The sequence below is a fragment of the Nonomuraea sp. NPDC050404 genome (assembly GCF_040655495.1).
In the GTDB taxonomy this organism is placed as follows: Bacteria; Actinomycetota; Actinomycetes; order Streptosporangiales; family Streptosporangiaceae; genus Nonomuraea.
Genome location: NZ_JBFAKB010000006.1, coordinates 115,352 through 136,750 on the forward strand (window position 1 = coordinate 115,352; position 21,399 = coordinate 136,750).

20 protein-coding genes, 1 tRNA gene and 1 pseudogene are annotated in these 21,399 nt (G+C 66.2%); 14 read left to right on the forward strand and 8 right to left on the reverse strand.

What is annotated here, in order from left to right:
* Positions 1-389, reverse strand: a 389-nt coding sequence (locus AB0I81_RS17720) for a hypothetical protein (RefSeq protein WP_360657495.1), incomplete at its 3' end; no start/stop codon positions are given.
* A gap of 104 nt (positions 390-493) precedes the next feature.
* Between AB0I81_RS17720 and AB0I81_RS17725 the strand changes: the two genes are divergently transcribed.
* From AB0I81_RS17725 to AB0I81_RS17755, 7 genes are all read left to right on the forward strand, one after another.
* Positions 494-631 (forward strand): hypothetical protein, encoded by a 138-nt coding sequence (locus tag AB0I81_RS17725; protein ID WP_360658630.1) that lies wholly within the window; start codon positions 494-496, stop codon positions 629-631.
* A 225-nt stretch (positions 632-856) separates the two neighbouring features.
* Positions 857-2,671, forward strand: a complete 1,815-nt coding sequence (locus AB0I81_RS17730) for a TOMM precursor leader peptide-binding protein (protein ID WP_360657498.1) — start codon at positions 857-859, stop codon at positions 2,669-2,671.
* A gap of 26 nt (positions 2,672-2,697) precedes the next feature.
* Complete coding sequence (locus AB0I81_RS17735) at positions 2,698-4,269, forward strand: SagB family peptide dehydrogenase (RefSeq protein ID WP_360657501.1); 1,572 nt, start codon at positions 2,698-2,700, stop codon at positions 4,267-4,269.
* A gap of 77 nt (positions 4,270-4,346) precedes the next feature.
* Positions 4,347-6,986 (forward strand): lantibiotic dehydratase, encoded by a 2,640-nt coding sequence (locus tag AB0I81_RS17740; protein WP_360657504.1) that lies wholly within the window; start codon positions 4,347-4,349, stop codon positions 6,984-6,986.
* A complete protein-coding gene (locus tag AB0I81_RS17745) occupies positions 6,983-8,029 on the forward strand; it encodes a lantibiotic dehydratase C-terminal domain-containing protein (protein ID WP_360657507.1) in 1,047 nt (348 codons plus the stop codon). Before AB0I81_RS17740 ends, AB0I81_RS17745 begins: the two co-directional genes overlap by 4 nt.
* Positions 8,026-9,255 (forward strand): M50 family metallopeptidase, encoded by a 1,230-nt coding sequence (locus tag AB0I81_RS17750; protein WP_360657510.1) that lies wholly within the window; start codon positions 8,026-8,028, stop codon positions 9,253-9,255. The genes AB0I81_RS17745 and AB0I81_RS17750 overlap by 4 nt, the downstream gene beginning before the upstream one ends.
* Positions 9,255-10,550, forward strand: coding sequence for an acyl-CoA thioester hydrolase/BAAT C-terminal domain-containing protein (locus AB0I81_RS17755; RefSeq protein ID WP_360657513.1), 1,296 nt, complete (start codon positions 9,255-9,257; stop codon positions 10,548-10,550). Before AB0I81_RS17750 ends, AB0I81_RS17755 begins: the two co-directional genes overlap by 1 nt.
* Here the strand turns inward: AB0I81_RS17755 and AB0I81_RS17760 are convergent.
* Positions 10,522-11,994, reverse strand: coding sequence for a BTAD domain-containing putative transcriptional regulator (locus AB0I81_RS17760; protein WP_360657516.1), 1,473 nt, complete (start codon positions 11,992-11,994; stop codon positions 10,522-10,524). The two genes, AB0I81_RS17755 and AB0I81_RS17760, sit on opposite strands and share 29 nt — an antisense overlap.
* A gap of 243 nt (positions 11,995-12,237) precedes the next feature.
* On the opposite strand from AB0I81_RS17760, the gene AB0I81_RS17765 reads away from it, so the two are divergent.
* On the forward strand, positions 12,238-12,834 hold the full coding sequence (locus AB0I81_RS17765; RefSeq protein WP_360657519.1) for a hypothetical protein: 597 nt from the start codon (positions 12,238-12,240) through the stop codon (positions 12,832-12,834).
* Between the two features lie 28 nt (positions 12,835-12,862).
* On the opposite strand, the gene AB0I81_RS17770 is transcribed toward AB0I81_RS17765, so the two are convergent.
* The 4 genes from AB0I81_RS17770 to AB0I81_RS17785 all read right to left on the reverse strand — a co-directional run bounded on the left by AB0I81_RS17770 (position 12,863) and on the right by AB0I81_RS17785 (position 16,143).
* Positions 12,863-13,486: a hypothetical protein gene (locus AB0I81_RS17770; protein WP_360657522.1), complete on the reverse strand. Its 624-nt coding sequence runs from the start codon at positions 13,484-13,486 to the stop codon at positions 12,863-12,865.
* A gap of 267 nt (positions 13,487-13,753) precedes the next feature.
* Positions 13,754-14,818 (reverse strand): integrase core domain-containing protein, encoded by a 1,065-nt coding sequence (locus AB0I81_RS17775; RefSeq protein ID WP_360657525.1) that lies wholly within the window; start codon positions 14,816-14,818, stop codon positions 13,754-13,756.
* Positions 14,819-15,118: 300 nt separating this feature from the next.
* Positions 15,119-15,586: a hypothetical protein gene (locus tag AB0I81_RS17780; protein ID WP_360657528.1), complete on the reverse strand. Its 468-nt coding sequence runs from the start codon at positions 15,584-15,586 to the stop codon at positions 15,119-15,121.
* Positions 15,583-16,143, reverse strand: coding sequence for a helix-turn-helix transcriptional regulator (locus tag AB0I81_RS17785; RefSeq protein WP_360657531.1), 561 nt, complete (start codon positions 16,141-16,143; stop codon positions 15,583-15,585). The genes AB0I81_RS17780 and AB0I81_RS17785 overlap by 4 nt, the downstream gene beginning before the upstream one ends.
* A gap of 1,029 nt (positions 16,144-17,172) precedes the next feature.
* Between AB0I81_RS17785 and AB0I81_RS17790 the strand changes: the two genes are divergently transcribed.
* Positions 17,173-17,394: a hypothetical protein gene (locus tag AB0I81_RS17790; RefSeq protein ID WP_360657534.1), complete on the forward strand. Its 222-nt coding sequence runs from the start codon at positions 17,173-17,175 to the stop codon at positions 17,392-17,394.
* Positions 17,391-18,230, forward strand: a complete 840-nt coding sequence (locus tag AB0I81_RS17795) for an integrase core domain-containing protein (protein WP_360657537.1) — start codon at positions 17,391-17,393, stop codon at positions 18,228-18,230. Before AB0I81_RS17790 ends, AB0I81_RS17795 begins: the two co-directional genes overlap by 4 nt.
* Before the next feature lie 290 nt (positions 18,231-18,520).
* On the opposite strand, the gene AB0I81_RS17800 is transcribed toward AB0I81_RS17795, so the two are convergent.
* Positions 18,521-18,594, reverse strand: a tRNA-Arg gene (locus AB0I81_RS17800).
* Between the two features lie 54 nt (positions 18,595-18,648).
* Complete coding sequence (locus tag AB0I81_RS17805) at positions 18,649-19,383, reverse strand: ZIP family metal transporter (protein WP_360657540.1); 735 nt, start codon at positions 19,381-19,383, stop codon at positions 18,649-18,651.
* A gap of 90 nt (positions 19,384-19,473) precedes the next feature.
* Here AB0I81_RS17805 and AB0I81_RS17810 point away from each other — a divergent pair.
* The 4 genes and pseudogenes from AB0I81_RS17810 to AB0I81_RS17825 form a co-directional block, all read left to right on the forward strand.
* Positions 19,474-19,785: pseudogene (locus AB0I81_RS17810) on the forward strand (phosphotransferase); the annotation flags it as partial.
* A 97-nt stretch (positions 19,786-19,882) separates the two neighbouring features.
* On the forward strand, positions 19,883-20,074 hold the full coding sequence (locus tag AB0I81_RS17815; protein WP_360658631.1) for a hypothetical protein: 192 nt from the start codon (positions 19,883-19,885) through the stop codon (positions 20,072-20,074).
* Positions 20,071-20,427: a hypothetical protein gene (locus tag AB0I81_RS17820; protein ID WP_360658633.1), complete on the forward strand. Its 357-nt coding sequence runs from the start codon at positions 20,071-20,073 to the stop codon at positions 20,425-20,427. Before AB0I81_RS17815 ends, AB0I81_RS17820 begins: the two co-directional genes overlap by 4 nt.
* On the forward strand, positions 20,411-21,355 hold the full coding sequence (locus tag AB0I81_RS17825) for a cobalamin biosynthesis protein (RefSeq protein WP_360657543.1): 945 nt from the start codon (positions 20,411-20,413) through the stop codon (positions 21,353-21,355). The genes AB0I81_RS17820 and AB0I81_RS17825 overlap by 17 nt, the downstream gene beginning before the upstream one ends.
* Positions 21,356-21,399 lie beyond the last annotated feature (44 nt).

Sequence of the window (21,399 nt, forward strand, 5' to 3'; positions counted from 1 at the left end):
GTCCTGAGCGACCTCGGCGAGGACGCCATGGACGCCACCTCGAGCAGTTGCAGTTGCTCGAGCTGCTGTAGCTGCAGCACGTCAAGCACCACCAGCACCAGTTGCAGTTGCGGAAGCACCAGTGGATAGCCGAACAGGACCGGCCGAACAGCACAAGGAGGTTTTGCGCACATGACAGTAAAAGACCTGGCGCGCGAGCTCGTGGCGCTCGAAGGCGAGACCTTCGAGATCCACGTCCTGAGCGACCTCGGCGAGGACGCCATGGACGCCACCTCGAGCAGTTGCAGTTGCTCGAGCTGCTGTAGCTGCAGCACGTCAAGCACCACCAGCTCCAGTTGCAGTTGTGGCAGCACGTGCGCCAGCACCAGCGGCTGAGGCTCACGAATCAAGGGAGACACGTGAAAACAACGCTTCTGGCGAACGAGCTCCTCGCTCTGGAGGGGGAGACGTTCGAAATCAGGGACATGGCGGAGGTCGCGGAGGACCTGGGCGCATGGTGCAGCAGCAGTTGCTGCAGTTGCAGCACGTCCAGCACCTGCGCCACCAGCAGCTCGAGCTGTGGCAGCACATGTGCCTGCAGCACCTCGGCTTCGTCGTCGTCCAGCTGATCCTGACCTCCGGTCAGCCGTGACCCGGTGAGGGCCGCGCGTTGGCCCCGCGCCATGCGATGAGCGATCGAAACAAGGGTCTGTGGGTCGATGGACCCGAAGGGCCATCGACCTGCGGCCACCATCAGTACACGTGGAGATGCGGTATGACTGTCGAATCGGTCAGCGATACTCCCCTCGAGGACAGTTGCCTGGAGATCGAACGAATTCTGAGGGCTCGGTCGCCGGCCGACATCCGAGTCCGCCCCTTGGGCGTACGAGACGCGCTCGGCGACGATCTCGGCGAGCCTAAAGCGGCGCAGGCAGAGCTCCCGATCCATCTGGCCGGACGCTGGGCGCTGGTGGGACCGCGCACCGCGGCGAGTGGGCAGCCGTGCGGCCGCTGCCTCGGGCGACGCTGGCAGGCGCTGCGGCCTAATGAAGAGCGCCACATCCTCGAACGCAGGCACGGCCCGATGCGGATGATCGGGCCCCTTCCCTACCTCACGGACTTCGCCGTGGACGTGCTCACCGAGCTGTGCGAGCAGGCCACGAACGACGTCACGCCGATCCGGCCGGGCAGGGGAAAGGTCTATCAGCTCGCGCTCGACACCCTAGAGATCCGGACATACACCCTCATAGCGGATCCAACCTGCCCCGTCTGCTGTACTCCCCGCGCCGACACCGCACCGGGCGCCGTCCCCACACTGGCCACCCAGCCGAAGCCGTCACCCGGCGCGTACCGCCTTCGCTCGCCACTAAACTACGACATCGATATCGACGCCTACGCGAACCCGGTGTGCGGTGCGTTGGGCTTCGGTGCCTTCCCCGCCTACGAGAGCTCTACGACGGCGCCGGTCACCGGCGCGCTGCGCATGCGTGGCCCCTTCGACTTTCATGAGTTCTTCTGGAGCGGTCACGCCAATCGCTTCGACGCGAGCGGTGTACTGGGTGTCATGGAGGGGCTGGAGAGATACGCAGGGCTGTGGCCGCGCGACCTCCGAGATCAGGAGATCGGGACGTATGCCGACTTCAAGGACATGGCGCTGGACCCGCGGGCGTGCGGACTGTACTCCGACGAGTATTACGCCACCTCGACCGTTCATGTGCCTTTCCGTGAAGATGCGATGCTGCGCTGGATCTGGGGTTACTCACTACGCGACGAACGCCCCATCCTGGTGGCCGAGCAGCAGGCCTACTACGGCAGAGGGATCCTCGGGGGCGAGCGCGACTTCGTCATGGAGTGCTCCAACGGCTGCGCGGGCGGCGGCAGCGTGGAGGAGGCGACCCTGCACGGCATGCTGGAGCTGATCGAGCGCGACGCTTTCCTGCTGTGCTGGTACGGCAAGCAGCCCCTGCCCGAGATAGACCCGTACACCTGCGCCGACCCGGAAATAAAGATCATGGTCGATCGCCTGGCGGCGGACGGGTACGAGATGCGTTTCTTCGACAATCGCATCGACCTCCCGATCCCCGTGGTCACAGGAGTGGCCGTGAAGAAGGACGGCGGTCTCGGCACGCTGTGCTACGCGGCGGGAGCCGGTTTGGACCCCGAGGACGCGGTCCGGGCGGCTCTGTGCGAGATCGCGTCGTACGTGCCGGGCTTCGATGAGCGTGTGGAGGACAAACTGGCGGAGGCCAAGGCACTGTCCGCCGACTACCACATGGTCAAGGAGTTGCGTCACCACGCGCTTCTGCACGGCCTGCCGGAGATGGTCCGGCACTCGGACTTCCTGCTCGCTGGCGAGCGGACGAAGCAGTCCATGGACACCGTCTACGGAGACTGGCAGCGCGCCCGTCCGCGCAACCGCGACCTGCTCCAGGACCTCGTCTTCGTCAAGGACATCCTGGTGGACAACGGCTTCGACGTGATCATCGTCGACCAGACCAGCCCCGAGCAACGGGCCGAGAGCCTGCACACGATCTGCGTGATCGCGCCCGGACTGCTGCCCATCGACTTCGGCTGGACCCGCCAGCGGGCGCTGCACCTGCCCAGGACCCGCACCGCCCTGCGGCGTGCCGGCCTGCGGCCACGCGTTCTGGACCGGGCTGACCTGCATGCGGTCCCGCATCCCTTCCCCTGACAGGCCGGCGAGAGGACATCAGAGCGATGAGCGCGGTGGCGCAGGAGTACGTGGAGGCCGTGCTGCGACGCGGCCGCGAGCCCATGGAACCGATCGGCTTCTCACCGGACTGGGAGGACCGGCCGGCCCGCCACAAGTTCTACCCGGGGGTGTGGCGCCTGCCGCTGCCCGAGGAAGGCACGCCGCGAACGGGCATGATGGGCGACCTGCTCGTAGCCGACAGCGGCGAGCAGGGCCTGTTCGACCTCTCGGGATTGTCCACGATGTTGCAACATTCGTACGGGCTGCTCGCCAGGCGCATGCGGCCAAACGGCAACGACGACAGCCACCTGCTGCCCTGGCACGGCTACGCGTCGTGGGGGCGCGGCACCGCCTCGGGCGGCGGACTCTACCCTGTGGAGATCTACCTGGCGGCCGGGTCCAGCGGGCAGATCCAGCCGGGCATCTACCACTACTCGCCGCCGCATCACGCCCTCGACCGCCTGCTCGCAGGGGACATGACGGCCCGGATCAGAGCCGCCGCGCAGCACCATGCTCCGGCCAGGGACGCCGACCAGTTCCTGCTGCTGTCGGTGCAGTTCTGGAAGAACTCCTTCAAGTACAGCTCCTTCTGCTACCACGTGGTCACCATGGACATCGGCACGGTCCTGGGCACGTGGGACCTGTGGTGCCGCTCGCGCGGAATGAGGCTGGAGCCGGCGTTCTGGTTCGACGAAGTCGCGCTGAACGACCTGCTCGGTCTCGACACCATAGGCGAGAGCGTCTTCGCGGTCGTACCGCTGCGTTGGGAGACCGACGGTGCTGGCCCTATCACCACCGGCCTGCTGCCTGGCGGGGTAGGCAAGGCAGAGCGCGAACGCTCCCGCGAGGTCGTGCGGTTCCCGCAGATCGAGGCGGTCCACGCGGCCATCGTGGCGGAAGGCGCCCGGCCGCCGGACTTCTCGCGGCTGACGGGGGACAGAAGGGCCGGTGATGCCTGCCTGCCGCTGCCGACGGCGCCCGCGGAACTGCGGAAGATGCGAGTGAGCGATGCCCTCAGGGCACGCCGGTCAAGCTTCGGATGCTTCAGCGGCAGCCCGCCACTGGACCTGGAGAACCTGGGAGGCGTGCTGTCGCTGACCGCCACGACTCGGCTGATCTCCGAGCTGCCGCATCCCCTCACGAGGCTGGCGCTGTTCGTCAACCACGTCGAAGGGCTGGAGCAGGGCGCCTACGACTACGACCGGAACACGCACACGCTCACCGCCGTGGAGCACGGTCCGGTCGGCCGGTTCCTGCAGTGGAACTACTTCCTGCGCAACTACAACCTGGAGCAGGCCGCTGCCGTCATCGCCGTGCTGGCGAGTCCCCGCGAGGTCATGAGCACGCTCGGCGACCGTGCCTACCGGCTGGTCAACGCTGAGGTGGGGGCGATCACCCAGTCCGTTTACGTCGCCTGCGCCGCGGCGGGGCTCGGCTGCGGAGCGGTTCTCGGCTTCGACAACGTGTCCGTGCGGGAGCGCCTGCGGTCTGCCGAGGGCGAGTGGCCGCTCATCCTCGTCATGCTCGGCCACGAGCGCGCGCAGGCTCCGGATATCGACTACCGCCTGACCATCTGAGCTGGGAGCCGTTGAGCATGTCCACAGACGTAGAATCGCGGCGGCACACAACCACCTGGGTCTCTCCGCCCTTCTTCATGCTCCGTTTCGCGGGGCTGGAGGTCGAGGCCGCGCTCGCACTGCGTAGCAGCCATGCCGTGGCCTGGGCGGAGGAGGTCATCGAGCGGGACCGCCGGCTGCAGCTGGGCAAGGATGCCCTGGCCGATGCGCTGGGCCTGGCCGTCGGCTACGTGGCCGACAACGCCGTCCGGAGGGCGCTCCTGGAACTCCGCAGGGACGTGTTCAACCTCCGCCTACCCCGCGTCGGCCTCGCTGGGACGGCGGCGTCCGTGCTCTCCGCGGAAACCGCCATGGAGCTGGCGGAGTGGCTGGAACTGCGCCGGGCCCAGGAGGAGTTGCTGCCGGTCGGAGAGGAGATCCTGGAGGCCGATCTGGCGGCGGGCCGGGCCCATCTGCGTACGCTGGCGGCGCGGCCCGAGCTCCGGCACGGCATCCTGCTGTCGTCTCCGTCACTCGACACGTACATGGATTCCTACCTCAGCAGGTCCGGCACGCCGGGCAAGCGGGCCAGGAAGGTGGAGCGGTCGCTGCTCGAGTACGTCTATCGGGCCGCGTGCAAGACCAGCCCGTTCAGCACCCTGACCGCCGTGGCGCTCGGACGGTTCCAGGCGTCGGCGACCGGGTTGCTCCAGTTGGACAGGCCCCCGGCCGGGCAGGCCGGCCACACCCGGCTCAACCTCGCCGTGCTGGCACGGGTCGCAGAAGCCGTCTCGGCCGACACCGGCGCGCTCGCTGACCTGCCGGTCCGCCTCACCACCGGGTGGAGCACGGAGCGGGACCGGGTCAGGTACGTGCGCCGTGAGCAGACCCTGGGCGACAACGACGCGCCGGTCACGCTGGACGCCCTGCACGAGAGCCTGTTCTACCTGCCCGACCACGGCATGCTCGCCGACGTACTCGAGTCCCTGAGCCCGGATGCGAGCCTGCGCCTCGGCGAGCTGGCCGACCGGCTGACGGGAGCCGGCAGGCCCAGGGAGGATGTCGAGGCATACCTGACGCGTCTTATGCGGCTCGGCCTGCTGGTGGCACCGGTACTCCACCTGGATATCCACGAGCCGGATCCGGTCGGCGGGTTCGCGGCGCGCCTGCGCACGGTTGACCGTCCCTGGGCCAACGAACTGGCCGGCCGGATCGAAAAGGTCGCCGACGCGACCAGCTGCTACCGCTCCGCGACGCTGGCCGAGCGGCGGGCGCTGCTCTCCTCGATCCGCTCGACGATGGCGGACGGCGATCATCGGATCACCGCTCCCAGAACGCTGCTGTACGAGGACGTCACCCTGGGCGGCACGCAGGCAGAGGCCGATCCCGCAGCGTGGGAGGCGATGCTCGCGCCGGACCTGCAGGGGCTGTCACGCATCCTGCCGGTCTTCGACATGGTGTTGCCCCAACGCCTCATGACCAGGGGTTTCTTCCTTGCGCGACACGGCAGGGGCGGCCGATGCGACGACGTGGTGCAGTTTGTGCACGACTTCCACCGAGACTTCTACGACCAGCACCTGCGCACCTCGATGCGCTGGCGCGAGTTCGACGAGGACAACGAATACCTCGGCCGGCCGAATCCGCTGTACCTCGCCGAGATCGACGCGCTCGACGACGCGCGTAGAGAGGTCATCCGGCAGATGCGCGCCCGCCTCCAAGAGCTGCCGCAGGGGATGACGGAACTGGTTCTTGACGACGACTTCATCGACGCCGTGTCGGACCGGCTGCCGTCCGCGACCGAGCCGCTGGATCCACGGTGCTTCTTCATGCAACTCGGCAGAGGGCCGGGCGGCGGGCACATCGCCGTGCTCAATCGCGTCTACGGCGGGCTGACCCTGCAGTTCTCCCGGTTCGGCCACTGTTTCGACGAAGACCTGCTGGTAGGGCTGCGCGACCACCTGGCCGCGATCTGCCCGGAAGACGCCCTCTTCGCCGAGCTCAAGGGCGGCTACGAGAGCACGAACCTGAACCTGCACGGACGCGTGACACCGTACGAGCTCGTTTGCCCGGGCGACGTCAGCTTCCGCCCGCAGGCCGAACAGGTGCCGCTCGAGGACCTGTTCATCGAGGACGGGGCGGACGGCCGGCTGCGGCTGCGATCCGGCAGGCTCGGCCGGGAGGTCATCCCGGTCTACCTCGGCTTCCTGATGCCGCTGGCTCTGCCGGAGATCCAGCGGCTGCTGCTCAACTTCTCCTACAGCACCCTGGCCAGGATCGACCTGTGGAGCGGAACCGACCAGCCGCTGGAAGACGACGCGATCGGTGGGCATCCCCGTGTCCGTTACGGCAGTCTCGTCATCCAGCGGCGACTGTGGAAGGCCCATCCCAGCCGGCTGCCGCGACCGCTTCCCGGGCAGAGCCGATCCGCCCACTTCCTGGCCTGGAGGCGATGGCGCCGGGAGCACGATCTTCCTTGCCGGGTCTTCGTCACTCCCGACACATCATCCGGGCAGGAGGACGACCAGCCGATCGCGGGTCCCGCCAAACCTCAGTTCATCGACTTCGACAGCCACTTCTCCCTGATGCTGCTGGACGATCTGGTCAAGTCCGCCGACCGGCGTCTGGTCTTCGTGGAAATGCTGCCCGATGTGGGTGACCTCTGGTTGCGGCCGGACGGCCGCGAGTACGTCAGCGAACTGACCGTAGAGATCGACGGCGTACGAGGGAGGACGTCGTGACCGAGACCCTCGACGGGGCCGCCTGGCTCCCCATGCACATCTTCTACGCCAGCAACCCCAACCCCCTGCTCACCGAGTGCCTGGCGCCCCTGACCAAGGATCTGCGGGAGCGGCGACTCATCCAACGTTACTTCTTCATCCGCTATTGGCAGGAGGGCACCCACGTCCGCCTGCGCATGCTGCCGTCCACCCCGGCCGTCGCCACAGAGGTGCGCGCCGTCGCCGAATCGGCCGTCGATGCCTTCTTCGGCCGGCGTCCGGCTCTCTTCCGCCTCGATGCCGGGGAGATGGCCGCCTATCACAAGGACATGTTCATCACCGAGTACGGCGAGCGGCAGTGGGAGGAGCAGTACGGCGAGACGGGCATGCCAATCCGGGAGAACAACAGTTACGCGTACATCCCTTATCAGCCCGAATACGACAGGTACGGCGGCCCGGATGGTGTGCGGCTGGCGGAGTGGCATTTCGAGCGCTCCAGCGATCTGGTCCTGGAACTGCTGGCCGCGGCCAACGTACACGTACGGAGCGTGATGTTCGGGCTGTCGGCGCAGATCGGCCTCATCCTGTGCCACGCCTTCAGACCGACCCCGCCGGCCCTGGTCAGGTTCCTGCACTACTACCAGGAGTACTGGACCGCCACCTACCCGAATCCGCTCGGCGACCAGACGTCGAACTGGGAGAAGGCCTACGACAAGACGGCCGCCACGCTCGTCCCCAGGGTGGCCGAGATCCTGGACGCCCTGCAGCCGGGCCGGCGCAACCAGATGGCCACCTTCCTGCAGGACTGGGCCGACCACGGAGTCGAATTGCGCGAGCGGGTCACCGAGCTGAGTCATGAAGGACGGCTTGTCTTCCAGAGCCGCGGGAACAGCGAGGTCAGGGAGCCCATCACGGAACCGGACCTGGCGATGGGCATTCTGCTCAGCGGTTATCTCCACATGACCAACAACCGGCTCGGCGTGAGTGTTCACGAGGAGGCATACCTCGCCCATCTCCTGGGCCGGGCGGTCCGCGAGGTCACGGGGACAGGACCGGTCTCGTGACCACTGCACCGGCCGTGGCGCCGAGGCTCCGGCCGGACGTGACGGTCGGGCCGCCGCTCCTGCAGGGGCCCCGAGTGGTGCACTTCGTCAAGGACCGTCGCACCGGCTGGTATTTCTCCATGGGGGCCAAGGAGGTGTTCGTGCTGTCCAGACTGGACGGGCAGCACACCTTCGAGGATATCGAGGCCGCCTACGCCGAACGGTTCAAGCGCCGGCTCGGCCCCGACCACTGGACGCACCTCCTCGCTCTGCTCACAGCCCGGCGGCTCCTGGCAGGCACGGATGACGAGCAAGCCATGCGGGAACTGGCCACCCGGGCGCGGGCCGAGTCCCGAGGCAACAACTCACTGCTCCGCGCCCGCCTGCCCCTGTTCGACCCCGACCGCCTGCTCTCCCGGATCGAGCCATCGCTGCGCTGGTGCTTTCGGCCGTGGGTGGTCATTCCCTCGCTGATCGCGGTAGTGGCCCTGGAGGCGTGGCTCGCCTTCCACCTGCCCGTCCTGTACGCGGAAGCAACGCGCGTCTGGACCAACCCGGCCGCGGCGGCGACCGTGGCCGTCCTTGGCTGGGCCATGCTCGCCCTGCACGAGCTGGCCCACGGCCTCACCTGTAAACACTACGGAGGGCAGGTGCCGGAGATCGGCCTGCTCTGGCGCTTTCCCCTGCTGGCTCCATACTGCAAGGCCGACGACGCGGTGCTCTTCCACCGGAGCAGGCACGGGGTGTACACCGCCTTCGCGGGAGTGTTCGCGAGCCTGGTCGTCCTCCTGCCGTTCTGGGCCCTGTACGGCCTGCCGGTCGGAACGCAGGCGCGGGAGGCAGTCGCCGGGGTGCTGCTGTTCGGCAGTATGTCGGCGCTGGTCAACCTGGTGCCGTTCCTCCAGCTCGACGGGTACTACATGCTCACGCACGCGCTCGGTGTGGTGAACCTGCGGGCGGAGAGCGCACGCTATCTGCGCCGGCTGGCCCGGCGGCTGCTTCCCGGCGGCTCAGGCGAGGCATACCCGCGGCGGGCACGGCTCATCTACCTGACATACGGGCTGGTCTCCGCAACCTTCGGTCTCTGTCTGGCGACCCTGCTGATCACCATGTGGTTCACCACGCTGAGCGAGCGATTCGGGCCGCCGGCTGCCGCGATCATTCTCACCGGGGAAGCTGTCGTCCTGTTGCTGGCTGTGAGATATTTCGCCCGACGGCGCAAACGTTCAGCCGAGGGGACCGCGTAATGGCCGCCGAACCGACGAAACCAATCGCCGAACCCACTGTGAGCAGGCTGGACGAGCCGGTGAGGCTCGCCGCCACCGGACTGGGCCCGGGAGCCGAGGCGGTTCTGCGGGTACATACCACAGACGGCGAATGCCGGGCTTGGGAGTCATGGGCGCGTTTCCGGGCCGACGCCCAAGGCGGCGTGGACGCGACGGTCATGGCGCCGTTGGAGGGTACGTACGAAGGGGTCGACCCGGCCGGTCTGTTGTGGTCGATGCGGCCGGTCGAGCCGCCCCAGGAGGCGTTCTTCGCCCGCCGCAAGCCCATCCCGCTGCGCATGTCGCTCGTCGTGGAGAGCGACGGGACCGAACCGGCCGAGACGCAGTTCGAGCGCACCTTCACCGACCCGGACGTGGAAGAGCGGACCGTCTCTTACCACAGCGGCTTATCGGGCACGGTGTACTCGCGGCGCGGCGCGGCGCCGGGAGTGATCGTGGTCGGTGGTTCCGACGGCGGACAGCAGGATCATGCCGCGGCGTTGCTGGCGGCACGCGGGTATACGGTGCTCTCACTGGGCTACTTCGGAGTCGAGGATCGGCCCGCCCACCTGCACCGGATCGACCTCGGCTACTTCCTCAAAGCGATCACTTGGCTCATCGAGCAGCCAGACGTGACCGGGGAGCGCGTGGCGGTCGTCGGGCTGTCCCGCGGTGGAGAACTCGCACTCCAGCTCGGCTCCATGGACGAGCGAGTGGCCGCGGTCGTGGCAGGAGCGCCGAGCAGCGTACGACAGTGCGGCCTCACCACCAACTACACCGACTACACGCAACCGGCCTGGCAGCTGGACGGAGAGGCGTTGCCGTTCGTGCCCGGCAAGATGACCGCGAGCTCCTTCTTCGGATTCATGCGCGGGTGGCTGCTGCGCAGGCCCATCGCGCAGCGCCCGATCTTCGAGCGGGCGCTGCGCGACAGCGCCGTCATGGACAGCGCCGCCATCGAGGTGGAGCGGATCGCGGGGCCGGTGCTACTGCTGTCAGGAACCGACGACCGGCTCTGGCCCTCCGAGCGGTACGGCGAGCTGGTCATGGACCGCCTGGCCCGGCACGACCACCCCTACACCTCGAAGCACCGCGTCTACCCGGGCGCCGGCCACTTCGTCGCCTTCCCCTACGCCCTGCCCTCCCTCCCGCCGTCGCTCCGGCTCTCTCCAGCCGCGAGGATGGTCCTCGACTTCGGCGGCGCACCCGCTCCCGGCGCCGCCGCGGCCGAGCAGAGCTGGCAGGAGATCAACGCTTTCCTGGCCGCGGCTCTGTGAGCGGCCAGCTACCGCGATGCGCCAGGAGATGCCTGTAGCGGCTCAAGGCGGAGGGCAGGAAGTCGCACTCCTTGGCGATGATGTCCAGCTCATCCCCCGGCAGGTCCGTACGGGTACCGGCCAGCAGCATGCGTGCCTCTTCTCCGCTCATGCCCGCAAGCCTGAGACGGCGCGCGCCCGGCAGATCGTGCAGGCTGACGCGGCTAGTGACCAGGACGAGGGCGGAATCTCCCGGAGGGAGGAGCTTTACCACCTGACCGGCGCTCGCACAGTCGTCGAGGAGGATGAGCAGCCGCTTTCCGCGTCCGGCCGTCCGCCAGGCCGAGAGCGGATCGGCTGCGGTTCCGTGCCCGCAGACCCGCAGCAGGTGAGCGGCGGCACGGAACGTGGCGGTTTCCACCGGGACACCCGCGCCGGCGCGCAGGTCCACGAAGTGCTGCCCGTCGGGGTAGTGCTCGCGTGACCGATGGGCGGCATAGATGGCGAGTGTGGTCTTGCCGGCGCCCGTGGGGCCGTGGATGACAGTGACACCCTCCGGCGATCGAGCCAGCCAGTCGAGCTCCACCGAGCGGCCGACGAACCGGGAGATCCGGCGGGGAAGGGTGCACGGGGTCGCCGCCTCTCGTCTCGGACGGGTGAGGAGCGGGTCGGACTGGAGTATCCGGTGGTGCAGCTCGCGCAGGTGCCTGCTCGGCTCGATGCCGGCTCCTTGCTGTTTCAGTTCGTAACGTGTCCGCTGGAACGCGGCCAGTGCGTCACCCCTGCGGCCGCACCTATACAGGGCCACCATCAGCAGTCCGGCAATGCGTTCATGGAGCGGGTAGGACGCCGCGAGCCCGGTCAGGTCCGCGACGACCGCCGCGTGCCGTCCGCAGTCGAGTTCGGCTGTCAGGCAGTCCACCAGCACCTCCGTACGGTACTCCCGCAGGCGCACCTGCTGGAGGGCGATGAAGGGCCCGGGCAGGCCGCTCAACGGGTCGCCGCGCCACAGCGACAGCGCCTGCCGCAGGGTGGCGACGGCCCTTCGCTCGTCTCCAGCCGCATACTCACGGCGGCCGGTCGCCGTCAAGCGGTCGAACTCGGTGAGGTCGAGCGCGTTCTCACCGACCGACAGTTGGTAGGCGCCGGGCACCGACTGAATCAGGGCTGTTCCGGCTTCGCCGGTCATGGCGGTCAGCGCCTTACGCAGTCGGTGCACATAACAGGCGATCACGCGATGGCCCCCTTCCGGAGGTTGCTCGCCCCATACGCATGAGAGCAGGCGTGCGATGCTCACCGCCTGATTGAGATGGAGAAGAAGGATCGCCAGGACGGCCTGCTGCCGTCTGGCGCCCAAAGGAACGGCGCGCTCACCAAGGTATGCCCCGAGCGGCCCGAGCACGGAATATTGAAGCCCGCTCATGCCTGCTCCGCTTCCCGAAAACATCCTGAGGATCATGGCCATCTCAGTCAATAGAGGCATGAACGTCCGTACCAGAGAGATGGAATGCCGCAAGGTGGCACCTTCGCGCCCTATATTTGCGCTACATTGCCAACCGGAACCCCTACATTCCCGCGCCGACCGGCGACCATATCCAACGGTCGGCGGCGACTCAACGCCAATCCATTATTGATTCATATTCCATGTCGGCAACCTAGGATCGGGTCATCCAATAGGCCCGTGCCGACTCCCGCAGGAGAGGTTTCCATGCGTGTCGCAATCGTGGACCCGCTCCCCGCCTATCGGGCGGGGGTCGCATCGTCGCTGCGTAACGCGGGTTACCTGCCGGAAGAGGTCGCAGGCGATCCGGCGGCCTGGGCCCAGCGCGACGACATCCACGGCGCCCTGGTCACGGTGGAGGGACCGTCGGAGGTGGGGCTGGTCCGCGAGGTGCGCGACGCCAACGATGCTTTGATCATCGTGGCGCTGTCGTCACAGCTCGTTTCCGCCCACCTGAACGAGCTCCTCGACCTGGGCTGCCACGCCGTGGTCGACCGCGGCGCTCATCCGGATCTGGCCTCCATCGCCCTGACGGCCGCCGTGCACGGCCATATGGTGGTGCCGTCGCACGTCCCGGTGGCGTTGGCGCGCTGTGTCGTGGAAAAGATGAAGATGGACCTGAGCTCGCAGCATGTGGAGTGGCTCGCCGCGCTGGCGGCGGGTCACACGATCAGCGACCTGGCCCGCCAGGCGGGTTATTCACCCCGGGCGATGCACCGCAAGCTGCAGACGGTCTATCGCGCCCTGGGCACGCGTGATCGCGTTTCGGCGCTGATGGCGGCAGCCCGGCTCGGCGTCATCTGACGGGCGGGCCGATCCCCGGATGGATGGGTCAGATGATCCCGGACCTCGCCGCCAGGGCAATGGCCTCGAACCGGCCGCTGACGCCGAGGGTTCGGTAGAGCTGGCCGAGCAGCCGGTGCATTTCCCTGATGGAATAGCCGGAAGCTTGCGCGATGTCCGAGATCCGCGCCCCTCTCCCGAGCGCTTCGAGCCACGCCACATGTTGCTCGGACAGGTCGATGTCGGATGCCTTGAGCAGCTTCTCGGCAATGGACTCGAAAATCGCCATGGGTACGACGGCGTGCGAGGCCATGGTGAGCTCCACCGTCCGGACGATGACCTGGGGGCGGGTCATCCGGTCCACGACGGAGTGCACTCCCATGCCCCAGAAATGGCGTAGCCCGCTCAACCTCGGGTGGGTCACCAGAACGGTGATCCACAGCTCCGGATCGCTCTTCACCAGACGTTGCAGCAGCTCTTCGTCGCACGGAGGATCCATGGTGATGACGACGGCCGAGCGATCGTGCCGCTCTGTCCAGCGGGGCGGGTCGGTGGGACACTCGGCGGAGAAACCAGCCTCGGCGAAGGCACTCACAAGGCCGACCGCGTAAGCCGGGAGTGGGTCGATGATCGCGACCGGGAATAGATGGGGATCATGGTGATCGCTGATCATAGAGACCTTCCATCCTGGGTGATAGTTTCGCAAGCCCCAGTCGAACATCGACCATCCAGCGCCGACCCTACAGAATTTCTCGGAGGGTCGCCAGTCGTGACCGCACCGAGCGGGACTCCGGGGCAGAAAGCATTTTCCCGGCCATTCCTAAAGTGGCAGGATCCCGGCCGCAGAAACGCCTTCATGTGGAAATGAAATTTCAGCTCAGCGAACCCAACGCCCGTCACGGCGCAGGCGTACCCTGTGGGTGCCGAATATCGTGTCGCCTCATGCGACCTGGGCGTATTCATGGAGGAGACCGCCGAGCCGGTCCCGCCGGGAGACCTCGATGTCGGCGTCGACCGGATCGGGCAGCGCCCGCAGCGGACTGGCCTGCTGCAAGGCCCGGTGCGGACGATGCCCATTGAAGTGGGTCTCGTACTCGGCGAGAACCTTGCACAGGTGGCGTTCGTTCATGATGAGGATCCGGTCGAGTAACTCGCGGCGTACGCTGCCCACCCACCGCTCCATGACCGCGTTCATCCGAGGAGCCTGAGGTGCTGTGAGCACCACGCGGATGCCCTCGGTCGTGAACACCTCATCGAACAGAGCGGTGAACTTACTGTCCCGGTCTCTGATCAGAAATCGGAAGTCGCCGATCCGATCCCCCAGGTCGAGTATCAGGTTGCGGGCTTGCTGGGCGACCCAGCCAGCGGTCGGCCGCGCCGTGACCCCCAGCACGTGCACGCGACGGGTAGCGTGCTCGACCACGGCGAAACAGTACAGACGCGCGAGCATGACCGTCTCCACACTAAAGAAGTCACAAGCAAGAATCCCGGACGCCTGGGCCTTGAGGAACTGAGCCCAGGTCGAATCACCGCGCCGGGGAGCTGGATCAAGGCCGGCCCTCTTCAAGATCGCCCACACCGTGGCCGGGGACACCTTCCGGCCCAGGCCGGCGATCTGACCGGCGATGCGCCGATATCCCCAGCCCGGGTTCTCGGCGGCCAGGCGCAGCACCAGGGCACGAAGGGTGGGTCGGATCGGTGGCCGTCCCGGCCCGTGCCTGGGGTAGGTCCAGCGTCGCTTCACCAGGGCGGCGTGCCAGCGCAGGAGCGTGCGCGGTGTGACGAACAGGTGACATCGGCGTCGTCGGGACAGAAGTCGCGCGAGGGCGGAGAGAATCGCCCGGTCCGCCCACGACGGCCGGGGCACGGCCACCTGGCGGCGGAGAACAGCCAGTTGATGCCGCAACACCAGGATCTCTGCGTCCTTGGACGCCTGTGATCGGGCGAGCAGCGCGATCCAGCCGAATACCCGCAGGACGACCAAGTACAGCAGCCGCAGAGCCATCCTGCGATCCTGCCAGAGCCGAGCCATCGAACACAGCAAAACCCCAGGTCAAACCCTGTGAACCCATATTCGGCACCCACAGGCTGTACTGCGTCGCCGTGGTCGAGCATGCCACCCGGCGGGTCCACGTGCTGGGGGTCACGGCGAACCCAACCGTCGGCTGGGTCGCCCAGCAAGCCCGCAACCTGATGCTCGACCCGAGCGATCGGATCCGGATCCACAGGTCGGAGCTCGCGCAGGCCGCGCGAAGGCCTATATGACCTGAATGAATGTAATTATCGGCAGCCGCATAGCTCGCAGTTAGTTCATGGTGTCCGGAATAAGCCCATCTTGTGGCCGAACCATTGGCAATTGAAAGCCGTGAATACGAAGACGCGCCAGGACTGTCTGCATCCCTTCTCGAAGATATGGGTATACCTCGCGCCAAGCGACGTAATCTCCAAATGCCTTCAGTGACTCCGCATCGTCTGGAACGGCTACTTCGGGGCTGGCTGACCTTGGAACGTATGTGATGACCATGGAAATTGCGAACGTTGCAACGTCCACATCGTCATCGTCTTGTATCGTTCCCGAAAGGTCGAATTTGTAGGAAAGTGATTGTTCCGTTGGTGCCGCAGCAGCGCTTACCCCAAGTTGCAGTTGTGATCCGCTTCCAGGCTTGAGTCGTTCGGCTGAAAATGCGACCGGAGCAATGTCTTGGATGTCAACCAGATCCGTCATTTTGTCTAGCTGACGAAGTACGCTCTGGTTGATCTCGGTGGTGCTCATGTCGTGGTCCATTTCATGCCTCCGAGATGCATATAGCGCTCGGCTGACGGTACGGGTGGAGGTAGCGGATGTACCTCGGCTTCAAGTCGAATCGAATCAGTTGTGCCGATTGGAGTACTTGTCCAGGAAATCAAGACATGCGATTGGTGACCCTCGCCTGTAAGGAATATTCCGGAAGACGTAGCTTGGGGTCGGCGGATTCGCCAGTCCCCGCTGACATACTTTATTGGTCGTTGCTCAAGCGCGGCGCGGCGGGGCTCTCCAGAACGCACCAATCGTATATCGGCTTCGAAGCCCATTGCGTGCAAGTAGTCAGCTAAAGTGTTGATGCGGACGTTCCCGTCTCCGCGGAACACCTGATTGGCTGCGGATCTGCGAACACCTACGGCCTGAGCAACATCGCTCTGAGACATGCCGCAAATTTGAAGGGCCTGATGGAGAGCACCGAGAACCTCATGGCGCAGTCGAGCGGCTGCTAGCGCACGGGCACCTCGAACGGTTGCTGCGAATCGCTCGTAGAGGCTCTTCATGAGGCTGTATCTTCCCTCCTGATCCATAAAGCTTCATTAATATACTTGCGAGGAGTCATCCAAGTTCTCTTGATGAAACCACTTGTAAGGCGGATAGCGTTAGTTGGTGACTTTGGCACGTCGAAGAAGGGGAGTCGAACATCCCCAGCTTTGATCTCGCGAAGACCTTGCTCAAGATCGTTCAACTCGCGCGGCACTGCTAGGGTTCCAGTCATCGCGTACCGCTCGAATCGTACGAGGACATCTGCAAGGCGGTCGGCATCTCTGCGACTGCGAGAGGACTCCAAGCCAGAGATGAACGCATCAGCCCTGCACTCTCCGGAAGCGGTCCTTGCGGCTTCGATCATCTTGGCCGGCCCCCACTCATAGTAGATGCGTCCACAGTCCGGGCATGGTGTCCTATGTACAGTCAAAACTGTACCTCCTGCGATGGCGTGTGTCTCTAGCGGTTTGGCAGAGCGCCCGCAGTCTTCTGTCGACTACTGCGGGAACGCTTGTAATACCGGCGCTATCGGCACTTTCGTTACAACCCGCTCAGCTGCTGTAACTTTTCGCTTGCGTAACAGGTGGCACAGAGCAGGACGGTGGCAAAACGGGTCGTGGCCTTCGTGTTTTGCCAGGTCAAGCCACATATTGGCTTATGGAACACACTCCCGAATTATGTCTGAGCGATAGATGTTGCGAACGAGTTCTGCGCGCTGACCGGCAGAGGAAGTCTCATGAGGGCAATCACCCCCACGCGGGCGGAGGATCGTGTGTCACTTGCTCGTAGAGACGCTGATGTGCGCAGGTCATAGGACGTATGGACGCCTCGGTCAGGATGCTCCGCAGGTCGCAGCAATGCGCATGTGGGTAGCAATTAATCGGGGCAGAGAATTAGGGATCTGTGCTGTCCGGAACGCTTATATGCGGCCTGAGCTGGAGCTTCTTCGCCTGCTAATGCAGGTCGATGATTCGCTCTGGATCCGTGATCGGACGGGGACGGTGCGGATCGGTGCCTGTCCAGTGCCAAAACTCGTCCATGGCATCTGATCTGGCCTTCTATCCTCGGCACTCATGTTTCGCCTGCTGTATCTGATGATGGTCCGGTTGTTCGGCTGGTTGACGCTGTTCGCGCGGGGCAGCACCTCCAAGGACGTGGAGATCTTGGTGCTGCGGCATGAGGTCGCCGTTCTGCGTCGTCAGGTCTCCCGCCGCGACCGAACTGGGCCGATCGGGCGCTGCTGGCCGCACTGGCGCGACTGCTGCCCACGCGGCTTCGCCGCCATCGGATCGTGACACCGGGCACCTTGTTGTCCTGGCACCGCCGACTGGTCAGCCAACGCTGGACTTACCCAAACGCGACCGGACGTCCACCGATACCGGACGAGCTGCGTGATCTGGTGATCCGGCTGGCCAGGGAGAATCCCCGATGGGGGCACCGGCGGATCCAGGGTGAACTGCTCGGCCTCGGCCATCAGATCGGCGAAGGCACCATCCGCCGCATCCCCACCGCGGCCGGCCTCGGCCCAGCGCCACGCCAGACCTCACCTACCTGGCGACAATTCCTCACCTCACAAACCGCCGGCATCCTGGCCTGCGACTTCCTGCACATCGACACCGTCTTCCTCAAACGCCTATACGTCTTCTTCGTCATGGAGATCGAGACACGCCGCGTGCACGTGCTCGGCGTCACCTCCAACCCGACCGGCGCATGGACCACCCAGCAAGCCCGGAATCTGCTGATGAACCTGGGAGAACGCGCCGGCGCCTTCAGATTTCTCATCCGGGACCGTGACCGCAAGTTCTCCCGCTTCTTCGATGAGGTGTTCGCCGCCGCTGGCGTGCGGGTCATCAAGACGCCCGTCCGGTCACCACGGGCGAACGCGTTCGCCGAACGGTTCGTGGGAACGCTACGCCGTGAGTGCCTCGACCACCTACTCATCCATGGCGAGCGGCACCTGCGCAAGGTCCTGACCGAGTACGAACGCCATTTCCACCATCATCGCCCGCATCAGGGCCGTTCCCTCCACCCGCCCTTGCACAACCCCAGCGAAGTGATCGACATGACCTCCCGGATCCACCGCCGAAGGACCGTCACGGGACTGATCAGCGAGTACCGCAGAGCAGCCTGATCACTCTACGAACGCCCAGGTCAGCAACAGTATCCGCGTTTTGGCACCGCACAGGGCAAACTCATCTCGCTGAGGAGCTGAACAGTCGGATTAAGTATCCGGCCCCGCATTCGCCGCCTGCTCGCGGCGAGGCGGGGCCGCTGCTCTTGCCGCAGCAGTCGGAGCTGGCGAATGGATCATGGTGTGTGCGGGATTGGTGCGCGCGAGCGCGTATGGAGCACGCGTACGCTAGAGGAAAATTCTAGAACGCATTCGATCCCGCATAACCGCAGGTCAGACCATGATCAAAGCGCGCCCTGCAGGATTCGAACCTGCGACCGTCGGATTAGAAGTCCGGTGCTCTATCCAGCTGAGCTAAGGGCGCTCCCGCCTTATTGTGCATGATCCGGCGACATGTCACGCACAAGTTTTCCCCGTGTCAGTCTGTCAACCCGATCACACCCCACATGAACACTGTCCCCAGCACGGTGACGGACAATGTCTGTCCGGTGGCCCGTCTCGGCGTGTGGGCCTCAGGGAGGATATCGGAGGTGGCCAGGTAGAGGAGGAAACCGGCGAAAAGGCCCAGGTAGGCGGCTAGGGCGTTGTTTGGGATGGTCAGGAGGGTTGTGGCCGTGGCGCCGGCTATGGGGGCCAGGGCGTCCAGGGTGAGGAGGGTCAGGGCGCGGGGGCGGGCGTTGCCGTACAGGCTGGTGAGTGTGTACGTGTTGAAGCCGTCGGTGAAGTCGTGAGCGATTACGCCTATCGCGACTGCTACGGCCAGGGAGGTGTTCGTCTGGTAGGCGGCGCCTATCGCGGCTCCGTCCAGGAAGCTGTGGGCTACGAGGGCTGAGCCTGCTGTGAGGCCGACGCCGGCTCTGGTGTGGTGGTGGGTGGCGTAGTCGGCCTCGTGCGTGTCGTGGATGGCCATGGAGCGCTCCACGATGTGGATGATGAGGAAGGCCAGGGCCAGGGTGAGCATGGGCAGGGGTACGCCGTGTATCTCGGGCGCGTCGAGGGCCAGGGCCTCCGGGAGGAGGTCGAAGGCGACCAGGCCGAGCATGACGCCGGCCGCGAAGCCCAGGACGAGGTGGCGGCGTGCGCCCACGCGGTCGGCGACCAGTCCGCCGAGCAGCGTCATGAGGAACGCCGCCAGCGACAGCAGGATCGGCATGAGGCCCTAAGTTAGCGGGCCGGACCTCGTGGAGCCGGAGTTGGAAAAGGCCAGGCGGGGGTGGGGCAAATGGGTCTAAGCTGTCTTGGCATGGTCGCGACGCTCCTGCATGAGATTCCCCTGCAGGGCGGGGATGTGACAGACGGGGTGGTGCGTGTCGGGGACACCGTGCGCAGACCGGCCAGTACGTCGACGCCCGCCGTGCACGCCCTGCTCAGGCACCTGGAAGAGGTGGGGTTCGACGGGGCGCCCCGGGTGGTGGGCATGGATGAGCTTGGGCGCGAGATTCTGACCTTTGTTCCGGGTACGACCGGGCTTCGGGTTGAGAGCGTGACTGATGAGGCTTTGGTGGCCCTTGCGGGGTTGTTGCGCCGGTTTCATGATGCGACCGCCGGGTTTCCGCTCACGGAGGAGAGGTGGGTGTGGGGAGGCGGATCGAATGACGACAGGGCTCCGGAAGTGATTGGGCATTGTGATTTAACGCCGGAGAATGTGATATTTGCGCCCGCTCAAGATCCTCACCCCGCTCAAGGTCCTCATCCCGCTCAAGGTCCTCACCCCGCTCAAGATCCTCACCCCGCTCAAGGACTTCATCCCGCTCAGGGACTTCCCTTTCAAAGGTGGCCTTCTCAAGGGCAGAGGCTTCAGGGGCAGGGGGCTTGCCGTGGTGGGGCGCTGCCGTACGCGATGATTGATTTTGATCTGGCGCGGCCGACCACACGGCTCTTCGATGTCGTCACCACGCTCCGCCACTGGGCCCCCATCGCCGACCCCGTCGATCGCGCCCCGCTGCTCCGCAACGTGAGCGTCGGCGCGCGGTTGCGTCTGTTCTGCGATGCCTATGGAGTGCCGTCGCGCGATCGCCGGCGCCTCCTCGAAGTGGCCAGGGTCCGCTTTCACCGCTCCTACGCCGTCATGCGCACCCGTGCCGCGGCAGGCGGTAACTGGGCGAAGATGTGGGCTGGTGGGGCCGGGGAGCGTATCCGGCGGGCGACTGCCTGGCTGGATGTGCACGAAGATGAGCTTCATGCCCATTTGGTATGACCCTCTGGGGCTCGCTCTTGGCGTGGCCCTCGATCGGCTTCTGGCCGACCCGCGCAGTTCCGCCCATCCGGTCGCGTTGTTCGGGCGTGCCGCGGCGGGGCTGGAGAAGTCCCTGTACGCGGATGACCGGCGGAACGGCGTGCTGCACGTCGCCGTGTGCGTCGGCGGTGTGACGGCCCTTGGAGTGCTGGCCGTGCGGGTGACCGGCTCGAACGGTGTCCTGCGTACGGCCACGACGGCCCTGGTCACCTGGGCCGTGCTCGGCGGCACCACGCTGGCCAGGGAGGGCGCCTACATGGCCGAGGCCCTTGAGGACGACGATCTCGAACGCGCCAGGGCCCGCCTCCCCCACCTGTGCGGCCGGGACCCGCGCCACCTGCAGGCTCCCGAGCTGGCGCGGGCCACGGTGGAGTCGCTGGCCGAGAACACCTCGGACGCCGTCGTGGCCCCGCTGTTCTGGGGGGCGGTGGCGGGGGTGCCGGGGATGCTGGCGTACCGGGCGATCAACACGCTGGACGCCATGATCGGGCACCGCTCCCCCCGCTACGAGCGCTTCGGCTGGGCCGCCGCCCGGCTCGACGACGTGGCCAATTTCGTGCCTGCGCGGCTGTGCGGGGTGCTCACGGTCCTGACGGGGCCGGATCCGGGGCGGGCGCGGGCCATGCTGAGGCGGGACGGGCACCGGCATCCCAGCCCGAACGCCGGACGGTGCGAGGCGGCGTTCGCCGGCGCGCTCGGCGTCACGCTCGGCGGCAAGAACGTTTACGAGGGCCGGGTCGAGGAGCGGCCCACGATGGGCGAGGGGCCGGGGCCGGAGGTCAAGGACATCCGGCGGGCCGTGCAACTGACGCAGGCCGTGAGTCTGGCCTGCGCAGGGGTGGCAGTGATTACGGCTTGGGCGCTGCGCCGCTACTGCCGCCGCAGGTGAGCCAGGCCAGGGCCAAGGGGCAAGGGGCGGGCCGTGGTCACGGC

What these genes read in the sequence shown, in the direction of transcription:
- AB0I81_RS17805 (WP_360657540.1), bottom strand. Translation starts at nt 19,383, where the DNA reads ATGCCGATCCTGCTGTCGCTGGCGGCGTTCCTCATGACGCTGCTCGGC.
- AB0I81_RS17760 (WP_360657516.1), bottom strand. Translation starts at nt 11,994, where the DNA reads ATGGCCATGATCCTCAGGATGTTTTCGGGAAGCGGAGCAGGCATGAGC.
- AB0I81_RS17725 (WP_360658630.1), top strand. Translation starts at nt 494, where the DNA reads ATGGTGCAGCAGCAGTTGCTGCAGTTGCAGCACGTCCAGCACCTGCGC.
- AB0I81_RS17735 (WP_360657501.1), top strand. Translation starts at nt 2,698, where the DNA reads ATGAGCGCGGTGGCGCAGGAGTACGTGGAGGCCGTGCTGCGACGCGGC.
- AB0I81_RS17820 (WP_360658633.1), top strand. Translation starts at nt 20,071, where the DNA reads ATGATTGATTTTGATCTGGCGCGGCCGACCACACGGCTCTTCGATGTC.
- AB0I81_RS17755 (WP_360657513.1), top strand. Translation starts at nt 9,255, where the DNA reads ATGGCCGCCGAACCGACGAAACCAATCGCCGAACCCACTGTGAGCAGG.
- AB0I81_RS17765 (WP_360657519.1), top strand. Translation starts at nt 12,238, where the DNA reads ATGCGTGTCGCAATCGTGGACCCGCTCCCCGCCTATCGGGCGGGGGTC.
- AB0I81_RS17825 (WP_360657543.1), top strand. Translation starts at nt 20,411, where the DNA reads ATGCCCATTTGGTATGACCCTCTGGGGCTCGCTCTTGGCGTGGCCCTC.
- AB0I81_RS17790 (WP_360657534.1), top strand. Translation starts at nt 17,173, where the DNA reads ATGTTTCGCCTGCTGTATCTGATGATGGTCCGGTTGTTCGGCTGGTTG.
- AB0I81_RS17770 (WP_360657522.1), bottom strand. Translation starts at nt 13,486, where the DNA reads ATGATCAGCGATCACCATGATCCCCATCTATTCCCGGTCGCGATCATC.
- AB0I81_RS17740 (WP_360657504.1), top strand. Translation starts at nt 4,347, where the DNA reads ATGCTCCGTTTCGCGGGGCTGGAGGTCGAGGCCGCGCTCGCACTGCGT.
- AB0I81_RS17785 (WP_360657531.1), bottom strand. Translation starts at nt 16,143, where the DNA reads ATGGATCAGGAGGGAAGATACAGCCTCATGAAGAGCCTCTACGAGCGA.
- AB0I81_RS17780 (WP_360657528.1), bottom strand. Translation starts at nt 15,586, where the DNA reads ATGAGCACCACCGAGATCAACCAGAGCGTACTTCGTCAGCTAGACAAA.
- AB0I81_RS17775 (WP_360657525.1), bottom strand. Translation starts at nt 14,818, where the DNA reads ATGGCTCTGCGGCTGCTGTACTTGGTCGTCCTGCGGGTATTCGGCTGG.